A 16580-nucleotide genomic window follows, 5' to 3' on the forward strand; every position below is an offset into this window, starting at 1 on the left:
ATCTTCATGGCGGTGTTATTCGGATGGTTAGAATATCGCCATGCCAATAAACGCTTTTTGCTGCTGCGGATTATGGCGGTAATTATTGCGATAGTGGCTTTAGCCTGTATTACCCTGCCAATAAAATATAATGGTGCAATTACCAAAACTAACCAGCATAAAGCCATATTACTTACCGCAGGTTTTGATGCGGATAGCCTGCCAAATGGTATCGATACCAGCGTAATAACGTTGGATGAATCCATCAAAAAAGCTTATCCAAAAGTAAAACTCATTAGCGGGCTGGATGAACTGAGTAAAACAGCACCTTTGCAGATATATGGTAATGGTTTAAGTAAGGATGAACTAACACAGCTGGACAGGCTGCCAATTACCTTTCATGCTGCAAAGATGCCTGTAGGGATAAGTAACATCAGTTGGAACAATAGGCTAAAAGCAGGCGAGGCATTACACGTACAAGGCGTATATAATAATACATCGGGACAAAAAATAAAACTGGTTTTAAGAGGCTTGAATACCGGGTTGGATTCCATCAGCCTGCCGCCAAACGCGCAAACGCCATTCGAGCTAAGCGCCATCCCGAAAGCAACGGGTAAAATGGTGTTTACGTTGAATGCTGATACCGCTTTGCAAGGCAGCCTGCCTGTACAAATAGATCCCGTAAAACCATTAAAAGTATTGATGCTATCGGCTTCGCCAGATTTTGAAAGCAAATTTTTAAAGAACTGGCTGAGCGAAAACGGTTACGCTGTAGCCCTGCGCTCGGCCATCAGCAAAGGGAAATATAACAGCGAGTATATCAATATAGCCCAGTTTAATCTGGATAAACTTTCCACCCAAACACTCGCTCAATTTGATGTGGTTATTGGCGACCTGTCCGTTTTAAGTACCTTAAGCAGTGCCGAAAGCGATGTGTTGAAACAAGCCGTTGCCGATAAAGGCCTCGGCCTTATTGTACGGGCCGATAGTGCAGGCAAAATATCATGGCTGCAAAGGCAGTTCCCGGTACATAGGCCTTCGGGCAAGGAACCTGAACCCGCATCGCTCATTATCAATGTTAATAGAAGCGGCTCGGGTAAGCTTGCCTATGGTTCAGCGCATATTGTTTACCAGAACGGTACACAGCCGCTGGTGAAAGCTAAAGAGCGGGTGCTGGCGGGCAGCGCTTTATATGGGTCCGGTAAGATCATCTTCACAACACTCAACAATACTTTTAGCTGGATGCTGGCTGGCAATAAGCAGGATTATACGGAATTATGGTCGGTGCTATTGAGCAAAGCCGCAAGGAAGAACGATGAGATGAAAGACTACATCCAATTTTCATCATTGCCGGTAAGTAATGAACCTGTAATACTACAGGTATCACAGAGCATTGCATCACCCATAAGTATGAACGGGGAATTGATAGCGCCGGCTCAAAATCCAGATGTGCCTTTTGAGTGGAGTGCAACCTATCGTCCACAATCTGCCGGATGGCAAAATGTAAAACTGGGCGACAAGCTCAGTACCTGGTTTGCCTATCCTCAAAACGACTGGAAAACCCTGCGATCCGCAGAAAAAATAGCGGCAACAAATAAATATGCAACCCTGCATCCAAACAGGCAGATTGTAACAAAACAGATACAGCAAAAAGTTCGGATTGATGTGCCAAAAATATATTTTTATATCCTGTTGCTGGCAGCATGTACTTTCTTGTGGATAGAAACTAAGATATCATAAAATATATTTTTATGCACTCGCCCGGCTCCGGCCGGGTGAGGACTATTACGCGGCCTCCTGGCCGCAGTATACAGATTGTGGCGGCCGGAGGCCTTATAATATTGGTCACTCGCGAGGAAGCGAGCGACTGCGATGAATAAATTTAAAACATTGCCTGCGGGCAGAATTAAATAAAAGGAGGACAAACTTTGAGAAGAAGAGACTTTATTTTTTTAACCGGTGTTGGTGCGGGGGCTATGGTGCTCCCGTCGCTCAACAGTTTCGGTAAAAACATTGATGTGCAGCAGGCGCTTGAAGGCGTGGACGTGCGCATTAAAAAACAACTGGCTGATGCAGGGCTTAATGCCGCAAAATCTGCCGGGGCCAGCTATGCCGATGTACGTATTGGCCGCTACCTTAACCAGTTTGTTATTACCCGCGAAAACCGGGTACAAAACGTGGCTAACACCGAATCATACGGTGTGGGCATCCGGGTAATTGCCGATGGCTGCTGGGGCTTTGCCGCCACTAATGATGTAACAAAAGAAGGTATTGCCAAAATTGCCAGGCGTGCGGTTGCCGTTGCAAAGGCAAATGCCAAACTGGGCAGTGCGCCGGTACAGCTTGCACCACAAAAAGGCTATGGCGAAGTAAGCTGGAAAACCCCGATAGAAAAGAACGCTTTTGAAGTACCTATCAAGGAAAAAGTTGATCTTTTGCTTGGCGCCAACGCAGCGGCCATTAGCGGTGGTGCTAACTTTGTAAACTCAACCGTTTTTGCGGTGAATGAGCAAAAATATTTTGCCTCTACCGATGGTTCATACATCGATCAGGATATCCACCGCATCTTCCCGTCGTTTACGGTTACAAAAATCGATTCGGCTTCAAATTCTTTCCAAACCAGGCGCTCGTTAAGCTCGCCGGTAGGTATGGGCTATGAGTACCTTAACCCTACCGAAAGTGAAAAAGTTACCGGTATTACCACCCGCTATAAAAAGCGTTATGATATGCTGGAGGATATAAAATTTGCCACTAAACAGGCCGCAGAAAAGATCACGGCAAAAACGGTTGATCCCGGTAAATACGACCTGGTGCTTGATCCAAGTCACCTGTGGTTAACCATTCACGAATCTGTTGGTCACCCAACCGAGCTTGACCGTGTGCTGGGCTACGAAGCAAACTTTGCCGGTACCAGTTTCTTAACTTTAGATAAATGGAAATCGGGTAAGTTCAATTTCGGCAGCAAGCAGGTAAATGTAACCGGCGATAAAACCGAAGTAGGCTCATTAGGTGCTGTGGGTTATGATGATGAAGGTGTAGGCACCAAAAAATGGGATATCATTAAAGAGGGTACGCTGGTAAACTACCAGGCCATCCGCGATCAGGCGCATATCATCGGTCTGAAAGAATCACAGGGCTGCTGCTACGCGCAAAGCTGGCAGGATGTACAATTCCAGCGGATGCCGAACGTATCATTACAGCCGGGTAAAACCCCGCTAAGTGTAGATAACATGATCAAAAACGTTGAGAAGGGGATCTATATAATTGGCGACGGCTCTTTTTCTATTGATCAGCAACGCTATAACTTCCAGTTTGGCGGGCAGCTTTTTTACGAGATAAAAGATGGCAAAATTGCCGGTATGCTGAATGATGTGGCTTATCAGGCCAACACACAGGAGTTCTGGAACTCGTGCGCGCAGGTTTGCGATGCAAGCGATTACCGCTTAGGTGGCTCGTTTAACGATGGTAAGGGGCAACCGAGCCAGAGCAGCGCGGTATCGCATGGATCATCAACAGCAAGGTTTAATGGTGTTAATGTAATCAACACAAAAAGAAAGATCGGATAACATATGGCTATATATACAAAAGAACAGGCACAGGCTTTATTAAAGAAGGTGCTTAGCTATTCAAAAGCCGATGAGTGCGAAGTAAGCCTTTTCGGAAGCGACGGCGGCAATATCAGGTACGCGCTTAACGCGGTATCTACTGCGGGCGATGTAAGTACTACAGGTTTGGCGGTAACATCTGTTTATGGCAAAAAAGCAGGTTCGGCCAGTATTGATGAGTTTGACGATGCCGCTTTAGAGCGTGTTGTGCGCCGCTCGGAAGAGCTGGCACAACTGGCACCCGAGAACCCTGAATACATGCCGATGCTTGGCCAGAGTGAATTTAAAGACTCGATAACCTACAACGCCAACACAGCCGCCATGACGCCCGAAAGCCGCGCCGAAATGGTTGGTAAAAGCTTGCAGGTTACCAAAGATGCCAAACTGTTTGCGGCAGGGTTTTTAGAGAACTCTACAGGCTTTAACGCGGTGATGAACTCTAAGGGTCTGTTCGCTTATAACAGAAGCAGCGATGTTACCTTCTCGGTAACTACACGCGATGAGGCCGGCAGTATATCAGGATATGCAGCACGTGGTTTTACCGATGTTTCAAAACTGGATACAGCCTCGGCAACAAGGGTTGCTACCATGAAAGCTAATGCATCCAAAGGTGCAAAAGCCATTGAACCGGGTAAATATACCGTGATACTGGAGCCTGTTGCGGCTACTTACATGCTCGAGAATATGTTCCGTTTTGATGCACGCAGCGCGGAAGAAGGGCGTAGCTTTTTGAGTAAAAAAGGCGGCGGCACACGTTTAGGTGAGCAACTGGTAGATCCGAAAGTAAATATCTACTCAGATCCGTTTAATACCGACCTGCCGGGTTCTACCTGGGGTGGTGACGGTTTGCCACGCGAAAAAACCAGCTGGATAGAAAACGGCGTGGTGAAGAACCTGTCATACTCGCGCTATTGGGCGCAAAAGAAAGGTGTAAAACCTGTTCCCGGCCCAAGCAATATTATTATGGATGGCGGTACTCAAACCCTCGAAGAACTGATAAAAAGCACCGAGAAAGGTATCCTGGTTTCCAGATTGTGGTACATCCGTATGGTCGATCCGCAATCGTTACTGTTAACCGGTCTTACCCGAGATGGTACGTTTTATATTGAGAACGGAAAGATCATGTTCCCGGTAAAAAACTTCAGGTTTAACGAAAGCCCGGTGATTATGCTGAACAACCTGGAAGCCCTTGGCAAACAGGAACGCAGCATCAGCGTAGAAAGTTACCGCAGCTACCTGATACCACCGATGAAGATCAGGGACTTTACATTTAGCTCGCTGTCGGACGCGGTATAGCATACTAAATCAGATCAAAAATAAGAAAATGGAAAAGGAGCCACATATAGTGCCGGCAGCAGCCGTAAAGGGAAATGCAACAGGCCTTTTTATGATGGCTCTTTTTACTATGATATGGGCAGGGATCGCCTATGGTGGTTTACATGGAACGGCCTATGCTTTATTGTTGTTTATATTCCCTTTATTGAGTGTTTATTTTATTGTAAAAGGGATAGCCTTATTTAAGATAGCTAAGAATTTTCCAAAACCTACTTCTGAGGCAGATATAGCTGAGGAAAAAAGAATAGGGAAATGGTTCGGGATAGTTTTCGCTGCAGAAGGGTTGGGTATATTTATCGGTATTAATATAGTTGTTAACCTTGGTTATCCGGAACTTACTATACCTGTATTAGCATTAGTAGTAGGGCTGCATTTTTACCCTATGGGCAAAATATTTAAACGTACTATAGATTATTACCTGGCTACATGGAGTACCTTAATTGCTGTATGTGGTATAGTTTTCACTTTAAAAAAGCTGATGCCTGCTAACTACATACTTGCTTTTTTAGGTGTAGGGCTTGCCATCGCTACATCATGTTATGGACTATATATGGCAAATAAAGCAACAAAGTGGTTAACTGATTAAATGGCTTTGTTATCCATTAAAAAAATAATCGATAGAAGGTTGCAGGTTAGTACCATCTGCAACTTTTCTGTTTTAAGAATAAACTTAAATATCCAAAAAAGCGTAAATTTGAATATGGCAACATTAATTGTACATCCTGAAAATAAAGAGCAGTTAAATGCTTTGAAAGCTTTTATGAAAGCGCTAAAAATATCTTTCGAGGAAGAAAAGGATAAATATGATCCAGCATTTGTAGATATGATACTTAAAGGCGAAGAAGAAATAAAAGCTGGAAAAGGTATAAAAGTGGATACTGATAATTTATGGAAGTAATATTTACTTCTACTGCTTTATCCCATCTTGAAGAATGGAAGAAAAGCGGAAATGTTGGTGTCCAAAAGAAAATCAGTGAATTACTTTCTTCAATGAAAGAAACTCCTTTTGAAGGAGTGGGAAAGCCGGAACCATTAAAGCATAAGCTAACAGGAAAATGGTCAAGGCGTATTAATCATGAACATCGTATAATCTACAGTTTCGATAATGATATTCTCTGTATATATTCTTTAAAAGGACATTCTAAATAAATATATTCGTCGCCATTGCCAAAAGCAGTGGCGTTTTTGTTTCTTTGCAGCCCCAAAAACTTTATCATGCAAAACTTTCCTGTTATCAGTTCAATCCTTTCTGCAACGCATGTTGGTTTATTTTTGCAGGATAGGTACCATTTTAGTGCCAATGCAACCTGTAAGTTGTTAAAAACCGGCATCAACCATAGTTATTTAATAACTGATGGTGATAGTAAATTTGTGTTCAGGCTTTACAGCTTAAACTGGCGCAGCCAAACAGAAATAAGGGAAGAGATAAAGCTGTTGAATTTGCTGCGCGATAACAACATCCCGGTATCATACCCGGTAAAAGATGCTGCCGGTGATTATTTACAGGAACTGAATGCGCCGGAGGGAAACCGTTATGGCGTACTATTCTCATTTGCCGAAGGCGAAAAGCAACTAAACTTTTCTACAGATCTGCATTACAAAATTGGCGAAACCATGGCACGCATTCACCAGGTTACGCACAATCTGCAATTGCAACGGGTTAGCTATACGCCGCAGGTTTTATTACAGGATTCATTCGAACGATTAAAACAATTTCTGCCGGCCGATACTGATGAAATAGGGTGGATGGCATCAACACAAAAATATTTGCTGGATGAACTGGCCAAAACTGACACCGGTAAATTAAGGCAGGGTGTAGTACATATGGATATCTGGTTCGATAATCTGAACATCACTAAAGAGGGTAACGTTACCATATTCGATTTTGATTTTTGCGGCAATGGCTGGCTGTGCCTTGATCTGGCTTATTATATATTGCAATTACACAGCACCGAAAAAGTTGAAGCCGAGCGCGATGAAAAGTTGAAAAACTTTTTGACCGGGTACGAATCCATCACCCCAATAAGCGACGAAGAAAAACGATTGTTACCCATACTTGGCGTAAGTATGTATTTCTTTTACCTGGGGATACAATGCCAAAGGTTTGATAATTGGTCGAACGTGTTTTTGAACGAGACCTATTTGAAGCGGTTTATTAATCTGCTGGTAAAAAAATACTTTGACGAAAACGTTGTTAAGGATATAAGCGTTAACCAGAGCATGACAAACACAACAAAAATTGGCTGGATAGGCCTTGGCTTAATGGGAAACCCCATGTCGCAGCAATTGCTAAAGGCAGGTTACCCGGTAACCGTGTATAATCGCCATAAGGATAAAGAAGCTGAGCTGAAAGAACAGGGTGCCACTACAGCATCAACCCCCAAAGAGTTGATACAGCAAACAGATGTGGTCATTATCATGGTTACCGATGATAAGGCCATCCGCGAGATATTTGAGGGTGAGAACGGTTTACTGAAGGCAGATGTACGTGATAAGGTTATCATCAATATGAGTACGGTATCGCCTGCTATCAGTAAGGAGATGGCGACGCTTTGTACATCAAAAAGCTTGCAATATCTGGATGCCCCGGTATCGGGCAGTGTTAAACAAGCCGAAACCGCCCAACTGGTTATTATGGCCGGCGGCGATGCGGATGTGTTTGAACAGGTAAAACCCATACTGGAAAAAATAGGCAAACTGGCAGTAAACGTGGGCGCCGTTGGTGCGGGTAATGCTGCAAAACTCGCTATAAATACGCTATTAAGTTTTTACACCCAAGGATTAGCAGAAGCGCTTATCCTGGCAAAAAATAACGGTATTGAGCCGGAAGTTTTATTGAACCTTTTGGGTAACGCTGCCATTGCCAACCCTTATACCAAACTAAAGGGTGATGCTATTGTGAATGATAATTTTAAAGCGGCGTTCAGCCTTAAAAACATTGTAAAGGATCTTAAGCTCTCGCGGGATATTGGGTTAACAACACCATTAGGCGAAGCCGCATTAAAAACGTTTGAAGCTGCGATCCCGGAATTTGGTGATGAAGACCTGATTGCTATCTATAAATATCTGGATAAGGGAGAGTAACTACTCCCTTTTACGTTTTAATGAGTATGATGGCTTGTTAGATTTTACCTGTTCGGCGCTATCATATAAGCTCAGTGTTTTTTTATTGATGATAAATGAGTAGGCTTTTTGGCCATTGCCATTAAGGTTAAATATGATCTCGTCATGGCTGTGGTCGGGGTCGGCTATCATGTCGTTTTGTACGTAGTAGGTAGTTAAGCCGGGTAAGCCGCTTACTTTGCCGTCGTCGGTAAATACAGCATAGATCTTTTTACCTGCGGCATCTGTCCCTTCGTACTTGCCCGATAGGATGGCCTTGTTGATAGCCATATTCATGCCTGCCGCCAGGCCGCCAGCCGGTTTATTGGGCATGGCTTTAATATATTGGGCGGTAGCGGTCTCTTTTGTTTGCGGGTTATAATGATAGATGATGAGCGTGGTGTCGCCGTTTTTAAGTTTATAACTCAGTTCATCATCACCAAATTCAATAGTAGTGGTGTTTTTACCCGGCTGAAAATTTAAAGATACATTGGCGCCTTCGTGGTTATTTAAAACAACAGGCACCATAATGCTGTCGCCTTTAAGCTGGGCGGTATCAATATACATAATGGTAACGCCGGTGCCATTATCAACCGCCTCTAATGGCGATTTGCTCTTCTTTACCTTTTTGATATAGTCTTTTTTTACCCACACACCGTTTATCAGCGGTTTAAACTGATGCAGTAAAGCCTGGCTTTGATCGAGCGGCTTGCCGGTTCCGGTTGTGTCCTGGTCGGTATCGGCGGTTTTGCTTTTGCACGATAGAAATATACTGAGTATAAGCAGGGGGCAGATAATCCTTTTCATGTAGCTGTATTGATAACCCCAAGGTAGTGAATTATGGCGTTAAAAGGGTATTAAACATGTTTAATAAAGCTATTTGAAGTATCTTTTTGTATGCAATACTCTAAATATTATCACTTCATTTTCTTTTTCGAGATAATGAATACCATATGGAAAACGGTATAATGGTGCGATTCTTATGCCACGGTATCTAATTTGGAATAATTTAGGGTCTTGTTCAATAAATGAAAGTGTCTCAAAAAATTCAATAAAGAAATTATCAGTAATTTGAGGAGAGATCTTGTTGTAGTAATCTTGAATATCATCAAGGTCGGCTTCTGCTTCCCTCCTGTAAATAAGTGGTTTGCTCATTTATTCATGAACTTTTTTTTGATGTTTTCTGCAGATACATACTCTACATTGCCATCTTCTTCTGCAAGCATCTTGTCAATCATGATTTTATACTCATCAGTCAATTCAAGGTTTAAATGATGTTGGTGCACCATATCCTCATATTCATTAATGGGAATAATTACAGAAGTTCGCTCTCCTTTATCGTTGGTAATAAATTGAGTTGCCATATTCAAATTTAACAATTTCAATATTACATTACAAACATGTAACTTATTAAGTTTACCATGCATCAACATCATTAATATTTCCTTTCCAACAAAAACTGTATTTTTGCATCTTATTAATTCCATCCCTGCAAATGAATGCTGATGCTGTGAAAATGCTGCAAGGCCGTTACTGTAACTCATTAACCGATTATTCGCGTTTTGTGACCCGCGAGGTTGCCATCGGCGATGTGCCAATGGGCGGCAATAACCCTATCCGTATCCAAAGCATGACCACAACCGACACCATGGATACCCTTGGTACGGTTGAGCAAACCATCCGGATGGTTGATGCCGGCTGCGAGTATGTACGCATCACCGCACCCAGCATCAAAGAAGCAAACAACCTTGCCGAGATCAAAAAGCAACTGCGTATGCGTGGCTACAACGTACCGCTGGTTGCCGATATACACTTTACCCCCAATGCGGCCGAGGTAGCCGCCCGTATTGTTGAAAAGGTACGCGTAAACCCCGGCAACTACGCCGATAAAAAGAAATTTGACCAAATAGAATATACCGACCTTGAATATAAAGGCGAACTGGATCGCATCTTTCAAAAGTTTACCCCATTGGTAAACATCTGTAAAGAATATGGTACTGCCATGCGCATCGGTACCAACCATGGCTCGCTGAGCGACCGTATTATGAGCCGATACGGCGATACCCCGCAGGGCATGGTAGAGAGCGCTATGGAATTTATCCGCATGTGCGAAACATTGGGTTATTATAGCCTGGTGGTAAGTATGAAAAGCAGTAATCCGCAGGTAATGGTACAGGCCTATCGGCTGCTGGTGCAAACCATGGTGGCCGAAGGGATGAACTACCCGCTGCACCTGGGCGTAACCGAAGCCGGCGACGGCGAAGACGGGCGCATCAAATCTGCCGTGGGTATCGGTACTTTACTGGAAGATGGACTGGGCGATACCGTACGGGTTTCCCTTACCGAAGAACCCGAAGCCGAAGCGCCGGTGGCTATTGCGCTGGTGAAACGATACAGTGAGCGAAAAGCACAAAGCGAAAAGCAAAAAGCTGAGGGAAAAGAGCTTTCAGCTTTCGGCTTTCAGCCTTCAGCTCATTCCCCTTACGAATACAAAAAACGCGAGACCTACGAGGCTAACGCCTTTATAGGCGGGCACATGGTGCCAAGGGTGGTGGTTGATCTGTCGCAGGCTAATCTCAAAGACCCGGCCGTGATGAACGATGCCGGTTACCTGTATTCGGCATTGCTGGATAAATATAACATGGCCGAGCAGTCCGTGGATTTTGTTTACCTGGGCGATAGTTTGCCATCGTTTACACTACCGGGTAACCTAAAGCAACTATACCATTACCCAACCTGGCAAAAACTCGCCAATAAAACCCTTTGCCACCCGGTGTTTACCCTGGATGAATATATACAGGCCGGTACCAACCGTACATCAGCGTTGAACCTGGTCCGCATCAAAAATGCCGATCTGGATTCGGAAGCATTCGGATTGATCCCGCTTGATAAATCATTGGTTTTTGTGCTGGAGACTGATGAACTGCATGGTATGGCAGACCAGCGCGCCTTTTTCCTGAATCTACAGGAAATGGAGCTGGATGTGCCGGTGATTGTTAAACGCGGATACTCTTTTGATACTGAGGACTTAGAGCTTAAGACTCAAGACTTACAACTATTTGCAGGTACAGACCTCGGCGCTTTGTTAGTTGATGGTTTTGGCGACGGCATCTGGATAGATGCACCGCAGGTGGCAACAAGTGTTATTACGTCAACCGCTTTTGGCATACTGCAGGCAACCCGCTCGCGTATCTCAAAAACAGAATATATATCCTGCCCAAGCTGTGGGCGTACGCTGTTCGATCTGATGATCACTACGCAGATGATCCGCAGCCGTACAAGTCACCTTAAAGGGCTTAAGATTGGCATTATGGGCTGCATTGTAAATGGGCCCGGCGAAATGGCCGATGCTGATTATGGTTACGTTGGTTCTGGTACCGATAAGGTAACACTGTACCGCGGCCAGCAGGCTGTAAAGAAGAATATCAGCTCAGCAAATGCATTAGATGAACTCATCGGTATCATCAAAGGTGATGGTAACTGGATAGAACCGGCTGAATAAAAATAAGAGGGCCTGCCTCGCGCCGGCTCTCTCTTCACTTAACTGTTTTTCAAAAAAAACTTCTTTATTGTTTTATGCTTAATGCCAGGCCTAACAAGTTGGCATTTTTTATATCTCTGCGCTGTGCATACAGTTTTTCGCAGGCCTGGTTAAGCGCCTCACGTACGTATTTCTTTTTTACATCCAGTTTGCCGTAAATGGTTTCCTGGTAAATAAGCTGCGACTTGTCGTCGTAAAATTTCACCGTGTTGATTTTTGGTTGGTAAACGGTACTCTCTACCACCCACGAAACAGGTTGTGCCGACGGTAGATTTTGGGCATAAGTGTTAGTGGCATATATCGCAATAGCGATTAATGTTATAATGAGTTTTTTCATACTGGTTGTATTAAATTAATGAAACTAAAATATCAGTGTATCAAACCATTAAAAAGGTAAAGCGATATAAGCCGGCTAATTGCATACAAACGGTAACTTATGGGGTATTATAAGCGTCTGTATCGTAAATAGTAACACAAGGGTTAATAATGATACAGTCTGTCTTTAAAAGAATGTCGTTTGTCGATTTAAGGGCATTAGCCTGTTATGATTTGGCTACAATAGCTGTAATTTAGTGAGGATGAACGCGGTTAAATTTAAGATTGATGATCTGCACATACCCCGTGTGCTGCAGCATATCATTTTCTGGGCGGTTGTGATGCTTGCATTAACGGTTATCTATTCGGTGCAGGTTAGTTTGGCAGTTTCTTTCAGGAACAATCTTTTTTATGCGCCCGTACAAATTGCCTATTACTATGTAATTGCCTATTGGGTAGTGCCCGCGTATTTGTTTAAAGGGAAGTATATTAAGTTTGTGCTATTATCGTTGCTTGTTGCTGTAGTATCAATGTTGCTCAGCCGTTCAAGCGGGTTAATATTTGTTATCCCCTACCTGATAGAAACGCAACATATCACCGATCCTGATTACCTGAGCATCAACAATGGGCCGTTTTTTCAATCTTTATTTAATACGGTAGGGCTTGTAAATGCATTTAAGGGTACCAACCTCATTATGGGCTTTGTGCTGGCCGTTAAGCTTTTTAAAATGTGGTACGAGCGTAAACAGGCCGCTTTAGAGGCCGAACTTGGCGCGTTAAAGGCACAAATTCATCCTCATTTTTTGTTTAATACCCTTAATAATCTTTACGCGTTAAGTTTAAACAATTCACCAAAATCGCCGGAGTTAATCCTGGGGTTGTCGGGTATATTGCGTTATATGCTTTATGAGTGCAGCGCGGATGAAGTGCCATTGGAGAAAGAGATATTTATGATGCAGCAATATGTTAATCTTGAAAAATTACGGTACGAAGACAGGATAGACATCAACTTTAATATCAGCGGAAGCTTAAAGAATAAGCAGATCGCTCCTTTAATTATTTTACCTTTTATTGAAAATGCCTTTAAGCATGGCGCAAGCGAAACCACAGGCCAGGTATGGGTTAATATTGATATTGCCGTGAGGGATAACTGGGTTAAACTCAAGGTATCAAATAATAACCCGACGAAAGAAGCTTCCGGTGAGGGGGGGGCGGGGATTGGCTTAAGTAATGTTATTAAACGCCTAAATCTGCTTTATCCGGGTACGCATTATTTAAAAATAATGGATGAGGAAGACACCTTCCTGATTGTGCTGGATGTGGAACTATCGCCGGTAATGCAACCCGCCAAACAAGCCCAATTATCAAAACAATTAGTACCTGCATGAAAACACGTGTACTGATTGTTGATGACGAGCCTTATGCTATCGAGATCATAGAAGGATATCTTGCTAAATTCAGCGAGATGGAACTGGTGGGCAAATGTGGCGACGCGATACAAGCTTTTCAGCTATTGCAGCAAAAACAGGTAGACCTGATGTTTTTAGATATCCAGATGCCGGGTATAAAAGGTACCGACCTGTTGAGGAGCCTTAAAAACCCGCCCAAGGTTATATTTACCACCGCTTATAGCGAATATGCTTTAGAGGGCTTTGAACTGAACGCCATAGATTACCTGTTGAAGCCTATCTCTTTTGAGCGTTTTATGCGCGCGATAGATAAGGTTTACCAGATGCATGATCATCAAAACAAAGCGATGGTTACTCATGAAGTACCCGTTGGCGACCATGAAGCATTTATTTACCTGAAGGTAGAGCGTAAAACCGTTAAAATAAACATTAACGATATTTTATGGATAGAAAGCCTGCGCGATTATGTTAAGGTAATCACCAAAGAGCAAACTTACGTTAGCAAACAAAAGATAAGCCTGCTGGAAGAAATGCTGCCCGATAATAAATTCATTCGGATCCATCGTTCGTTTTTGATAGCCCTGGGCAAGATCGATTCTTTTTATTCCTACCGGCTGGATATTAACGGGCATGAGTTACCCATAGGCAGAAACTACAAACAGGAAGTACAGAAGAGATTAAAGGCTGAGCAGTTTAGTTGAGATAATTACAGTTTTGAGGAAAATGTCATTTCGAACGAGCGACAGCGAGGAGAAATCTTGTTCAAATGGCAGGCGGCGAACTTTTGATGATGAAACAGGATTTCACACTATCGTTTCGAAATGACAGGTCTAATTTTATCATTTCTCCCAGTCAAAATCCTGCCAACATGTCACCGCAAAGTAACTGCGGCTGACTGTTTGGATATTAACTGACATATGCGATATATTTTTTCTGCCAAATGCATATTGGCACAGGCATTGATAAATAGGTGTATAATCAGTAATCAATAAAAAAAATCAAATCATAATATGTCTAAAATAATTGGAATTGACTTAGGAACAACAAACTCCTGCGTAGCGGTAATGGAAGGTAACGAACCTGTAGTTATTGCTAACAGCGAGGGAAAACGTACTACGCCTTCTGTTGTGGCTTTTGTTAACGATGGTGAGCGTAAGGTTGGTGACCCGGCAAAACGCCAGGCCATTACAAACCCAACAAAAACTATTTATTCTATAAAACGCTTTATGGGTAACAACTTTAATGAAGTTACCCAGGAAGTTGGCCGTGTACCATACAAAGTAGTTAAAGGCGACAACAACACCCCGCGTGTTGAAATTGGCGACCGTAAATATACCCCGCAAGAGATTTCTGCAATGATCCTTCAGAAAATGAAGAAAACTGCTGAAGACTTTTTGGGCCATGAAGTTACCGAAGCGGTTATTACCGTACCGGCTTATTTTAACGATGCACAACGCCAGGCAACTAAAGAAGCCGGTGAAATTGCTGGTTTAAAAGTTCGCCGTATCATTAACGAGCCTACTGCTGCTGCCCTTGCCTACGGTTTGGATAAAGCGCACAAGGATATGAAAATTGCTGTGTTTGACTGTGGTGGTGGTACGCATGACGTATCTGTACTGGAGTTAGGTGATGGCGTTTTCGAAGTAAAATCTACCGATGGTGATACTCACTTAGGTGGTGACGACTTTGACCAGGTGATCATTGACTGGATGGCTGACGAATTTAAAAGCGACGAAGGTGTTGACCTGCGTAAAGACCCAATGGCTTTACAACGTTTAAAAGAATCTGCCGAGAAAGCTAAGATTGAATTGTCAAGCTCTACTCAAACAGAGATCAACTTACCATACATCACTGCCGGTGCTGAAGGCCCTAAACACTTGGTTAAAACCTTAACCCGTGCAAAATTTGAGCAATTGGCCGATAGCCTGATCAAACGTACTATTGAGCCTTGTAAAACTGCTTTGAAAAACGCAGGTTACAGCACTTCAGATATCGACGAAGTTATTTTGGTAGGTGGTTCAACCCGTATCCCTGCTATACAGGAAGCGGTGCAAAAATTCTTTGGTAAAGCGCCGTCAAAAGGTGTTAACCCTGATGAAGTTGTTGCTATTGGTGCAGCTATACAGGGTGGTGTATTAACCGGCGAGGTTAAAGATGTGTTGTTGTTAGATGTTACCCCGTTATCATTGGGTATCGAAACTATGGGTGGTGTAATGACCAAACTGATCGAATCGAACACAACTATCCCAACCAAAAAATCAGAAACATTCTCTACAGCGTCTGATAGCCAGCCATCTGTTGAGATCCACATATTACAGGGCGAGCGCCCAATGGCAGCGGGTAACCGTACCATAGGCCGTTTCCACCTGGATGGTATACCACCGGCACCTCGTGGTGTGCCTCAGGTTGAAGTAACCTTCGATATTGATGCAAACGGTATATTACATGTATCTGCAAAAGATAAAGCTACCGGTAAAGAGCAAAAGATCCGTATCGAAGCATCATCAGGTTTAACTGATGCCGAGATCAAAAAGATGAAGGACGAAGCTGAAGCTAATGCTGAGGCGGATCAGAAAGCAAAAGAAGAAGTTGAAAAACTGAACTCTGCTGATGCCCTGATCTTCTCTACCGAGAAACAATTGAAAGAGTACGGTGATAAGATCCCTGCCGATAAAAAAGGCGCTATTGAAGCCGGACTTGAGAAATTGAAAACAGCTTATGCTGCTAAAGACCTGGCTGCCATTGAGCCTGCACAGGAAGAACTAAACGCTGCATGGACTGCTGCATCTGAAGATATGTACAAAGCATCTGCCGATGGCGGTGCGCAACCAGGTGCTGACGCAGGTCAGGCTGCCGGTGGCCAACCCGAAGGTGGTGCTGACAACGTAACAGATGTTGATTTTGAAGAGGTAAAATAATTACCCCAATATATAGTAAAAGGCCGGTACAATTTGTACCGGCCTTTTTTGTGCTTAATAAGCCCGTTATAGCGAGGTGAAAAACTATTCGTCGTTGCTACGCGCTGCGCTCGAAAGAAGGCGTGGCGATATAAAGTCCGGGCTTGTCGAAGGATTAGGCGTTAACCTTGTTCACTGAAACGTGCATTTTTTGGCTTTCGCTGTTAAAACTGCTGTTCCATTTTGTTCCATTTCGCAAAAAATGGAACAGGTTGTCTCGTCCTGAAATAAGTTGACGGTTTTATATATTGATTAATTGAGCTACAAATATAATTTTACACCGTAATAGGCATCTCTTTTTTTTGAACTTTGCGATAGTAGTTTTTCCACCGCCGCT

At 43.4% G+C, this 16580-nt stretch carries 15 protein-coding genes; 11 read left to right on the top strand and 4 right to left on the bottom strand.

All coding sequences use genetic code 11. From position 1 onward, the window contains the following. The first annotated feature begins 6 nt into the window (after positions 1 to 6). The 7 genes from WC615_RS07130 to WC615_RS07160 all read left to right on the top strand — a co-directional run bounded on the left by WC615_RS07130 (position 7) and on the right by WC615_RS07160 (position 8003). Positions 7 to 1719: a hypothetical protein gene (locus WC615_RS07130; protein ID WP_372977421.1), complete on the top strand. Its 1713-nt coding sequence runs from the start codon at positions 7 to 9 to the stop codon at positions 1717 to 1719. Positions 1720 to 1907: 188 nt separating this feature from the next. Continuing rightward, positions 1908 to 3545, top strand: coding sequence for a TldD/PmbA family protein (locus tag WC615_RS07135; RefSeq protein WP_372977422.1), 1638 nt, complete (start codon positions 1908 to 1910; stop codon positions 3543 to 3545). A gap of 3 nt (positions 3546 to 3548) precedes the next feature. Next, complete coding sequence (locus tag WC615_RS07140; RefSeq protein ID WP_372977423.1) at positions 3549 to 4880, top strand: TldD/PmbA family protein; 1332 nt, start codon at positions 3549 to 3551, stop codon at positions 4878 to 4880. Between the two features lie 28 nt (positions 4881 to 4908). Then, a complete protein-coding gene (locus WC615_RS07145; protein ID WP_372977424.1) occupies positions 4909 to 5505 on the top strand; it encodes a hypothetical protein in 597 nt (198 codons plus the stop codon). A 114-nt stretch (positions 5506 to 5619) separates the two neighbouring features. Next, a complete protein-coding gene (locus tag WC615_RS07150; protein ID WP_372977425.1) occupies positions 5620 to 5817 on the top strand; it encodes a DUF2683 family protein in 198 nt (65 codons plus the stop codon). Beyond that, positions 5808 to 6068, top strand: a complete 261-nt coding sequence (locus WC615_RS07155; RefSeq protein ID WP_372977426.1) for a Txe/YoeB family addiction module toxin — start codon at positions 5808 to 5810, stop codon at positions 6066 to 6068. The genes WC615_RS07150 and WC615_RS07155 overlap by 10 nt, the downstream gene beginning before the upstream one ends. Before the next feature lie 66 nt (positions 6069 to 6134). Continuing rightward, positions 6135 to 8003 carry an NAD(P)-binding domain-containing protein gene (locus WC615_RS07160; protein ID WP_372977427.1) on the top strand — a complete coding sequence of 623 codons (1869 nt, stop codon included), beginning with the start codon at positions 6135 to 6137 and terminating at the stop codon, positions 8001 to 8003. On the opposite strand, the gene WC615_RS07165 is transcribed toward WC615_RS07160, so the two are convergent. The 3 genes from WC615_RS07165 to WC615_RS07175 all read right to left on the bottom strand — a co-directional run bounded on the left by WC615_RS07165 (position 8004) and on the right by WC615_RS07175 (position 9508). Beyond that, on the bottom strand, positions 8004 to 8828 hold the full coding sequence (locus tag WC615_RS07165) for a hypothetical protein (RefSeq protein WP_372977428.1): 825 nt from the start codon (positions 8826 to 8828) through the stop codon (positions 8004 to 8006). A gap of 69 nt (positions 8829 to 8897) precedes the next feature. After that, positions 8898 to 9176 carry a type II toxin-antitoxin system RelE/ParE family toxin gene (locus WC615_RS07170; RefSeq protein WP_372977429.1) on the bottom strand — a complete coding sequence of 93 codons (279 nt, stop codon included), beginning with the start codon at positions 9174 to 9176 and terminating at the stop codon, positions 8898 to 8900. After that, positions 9173 to 9508, bottom strand: coding sequence for a hypothetical protein (locus WC615_RS07175; RefSeq protein ID WP_372977430.1), 336 nt, complete (start codon positions 9506 to 9508; stop codon positions 9173 to 9175). Before WC615_RS07175 ends, WC615_RS07170 begins: the two co-directional genes overlap by 4 nt. Before the next feature lie 8 nt (positions 9509 to 9516). Between WC615_RS07175 and ispG the strand changes: the two genes are divergently transcribed. Then, positions 9517 to 11523, top strand: coding sequence for a (E)-4-hydroxy-3-methylbut-2-enyl-diphosphate synthase (gene ispG, locus WC615_RS07180; protein ID WP_372977431.1), 2007 nt, complete (start codon positions 9517 to 9519; stop codon positions 11521 to 11523). 64 nt (positions 11524 to 11587) lie between these two features. On the opposite strand, the gene WC615_RS07185 is transcribed toward ispG, so the two are convergent. Continuing rightward, positions 11588 to 11899, bottom strand: a complete 312-nt coding sequence (locus WC615_RS07185) for a hypothetical protein (RefSeq protein WP_372977432.1) — start codon at positions 11897 to 11899, stop codon at positions 11588 to 11590. A 241-nt stretch (positions 11900 to 12140) separates the two neighbouring features. Here WC615_RS07185 and WC615_RS07190 point away from each other — a divergent pair, with 241 nt between their 5' ends. The 3 genes from WC615_RS07190 to dnaK all read left to right on the top strand — a co-directional run bounded on the left by WC615_RS07190 (position 12141) and on the right by dnaK (position 16204). Beyond that, a complete protein-coding gene (locus WC615_RS07190) occupies positions 12141 to 13265 on the top strand; it encodes a sensor histidine kinase (protein ID WP_372977433.1) in 1125 nt (374 codons plus the stop codon). Continuing rightward, a complete protein-coding gene (locus WC615_RS07195) occupies positions 13262 to 13987 on the top strand; it encodes a LytR/AlgR family response regulator transcription factor (RefSeq protein ID WP_372977434.1) in 726 nt (241 codons plus the stop codon). The genes WC615_RS07190 and WC615_RS07195 overlap by 4 nt, the downstream gene beginning before the upstream one ends. A 309-nt stretch (positions 13988 to 14296) precedes the next feature. Continuing rightward, positions 14297 to 16204, top strand: a complete 1908-nt coding sequence (gene dnaK, locus WC615_RS07200; RefSeq protein WP_372977435.1) for a molecular chaperone DnaK — start codon at positions 14297 to 14299, stop codon at positions 16202 to 16204. Positions 16205 to 16580: the final 376 nt, after the last annotated feature.

Source organism: Mucilaginibacter sp. (assembly GCF_041663085.1).
GTDB lineage: Bacteria > Bacteroidota > Bacteroidia > Sphingobacteriales > Sphingobacteriaceae > Mucilaginibacter.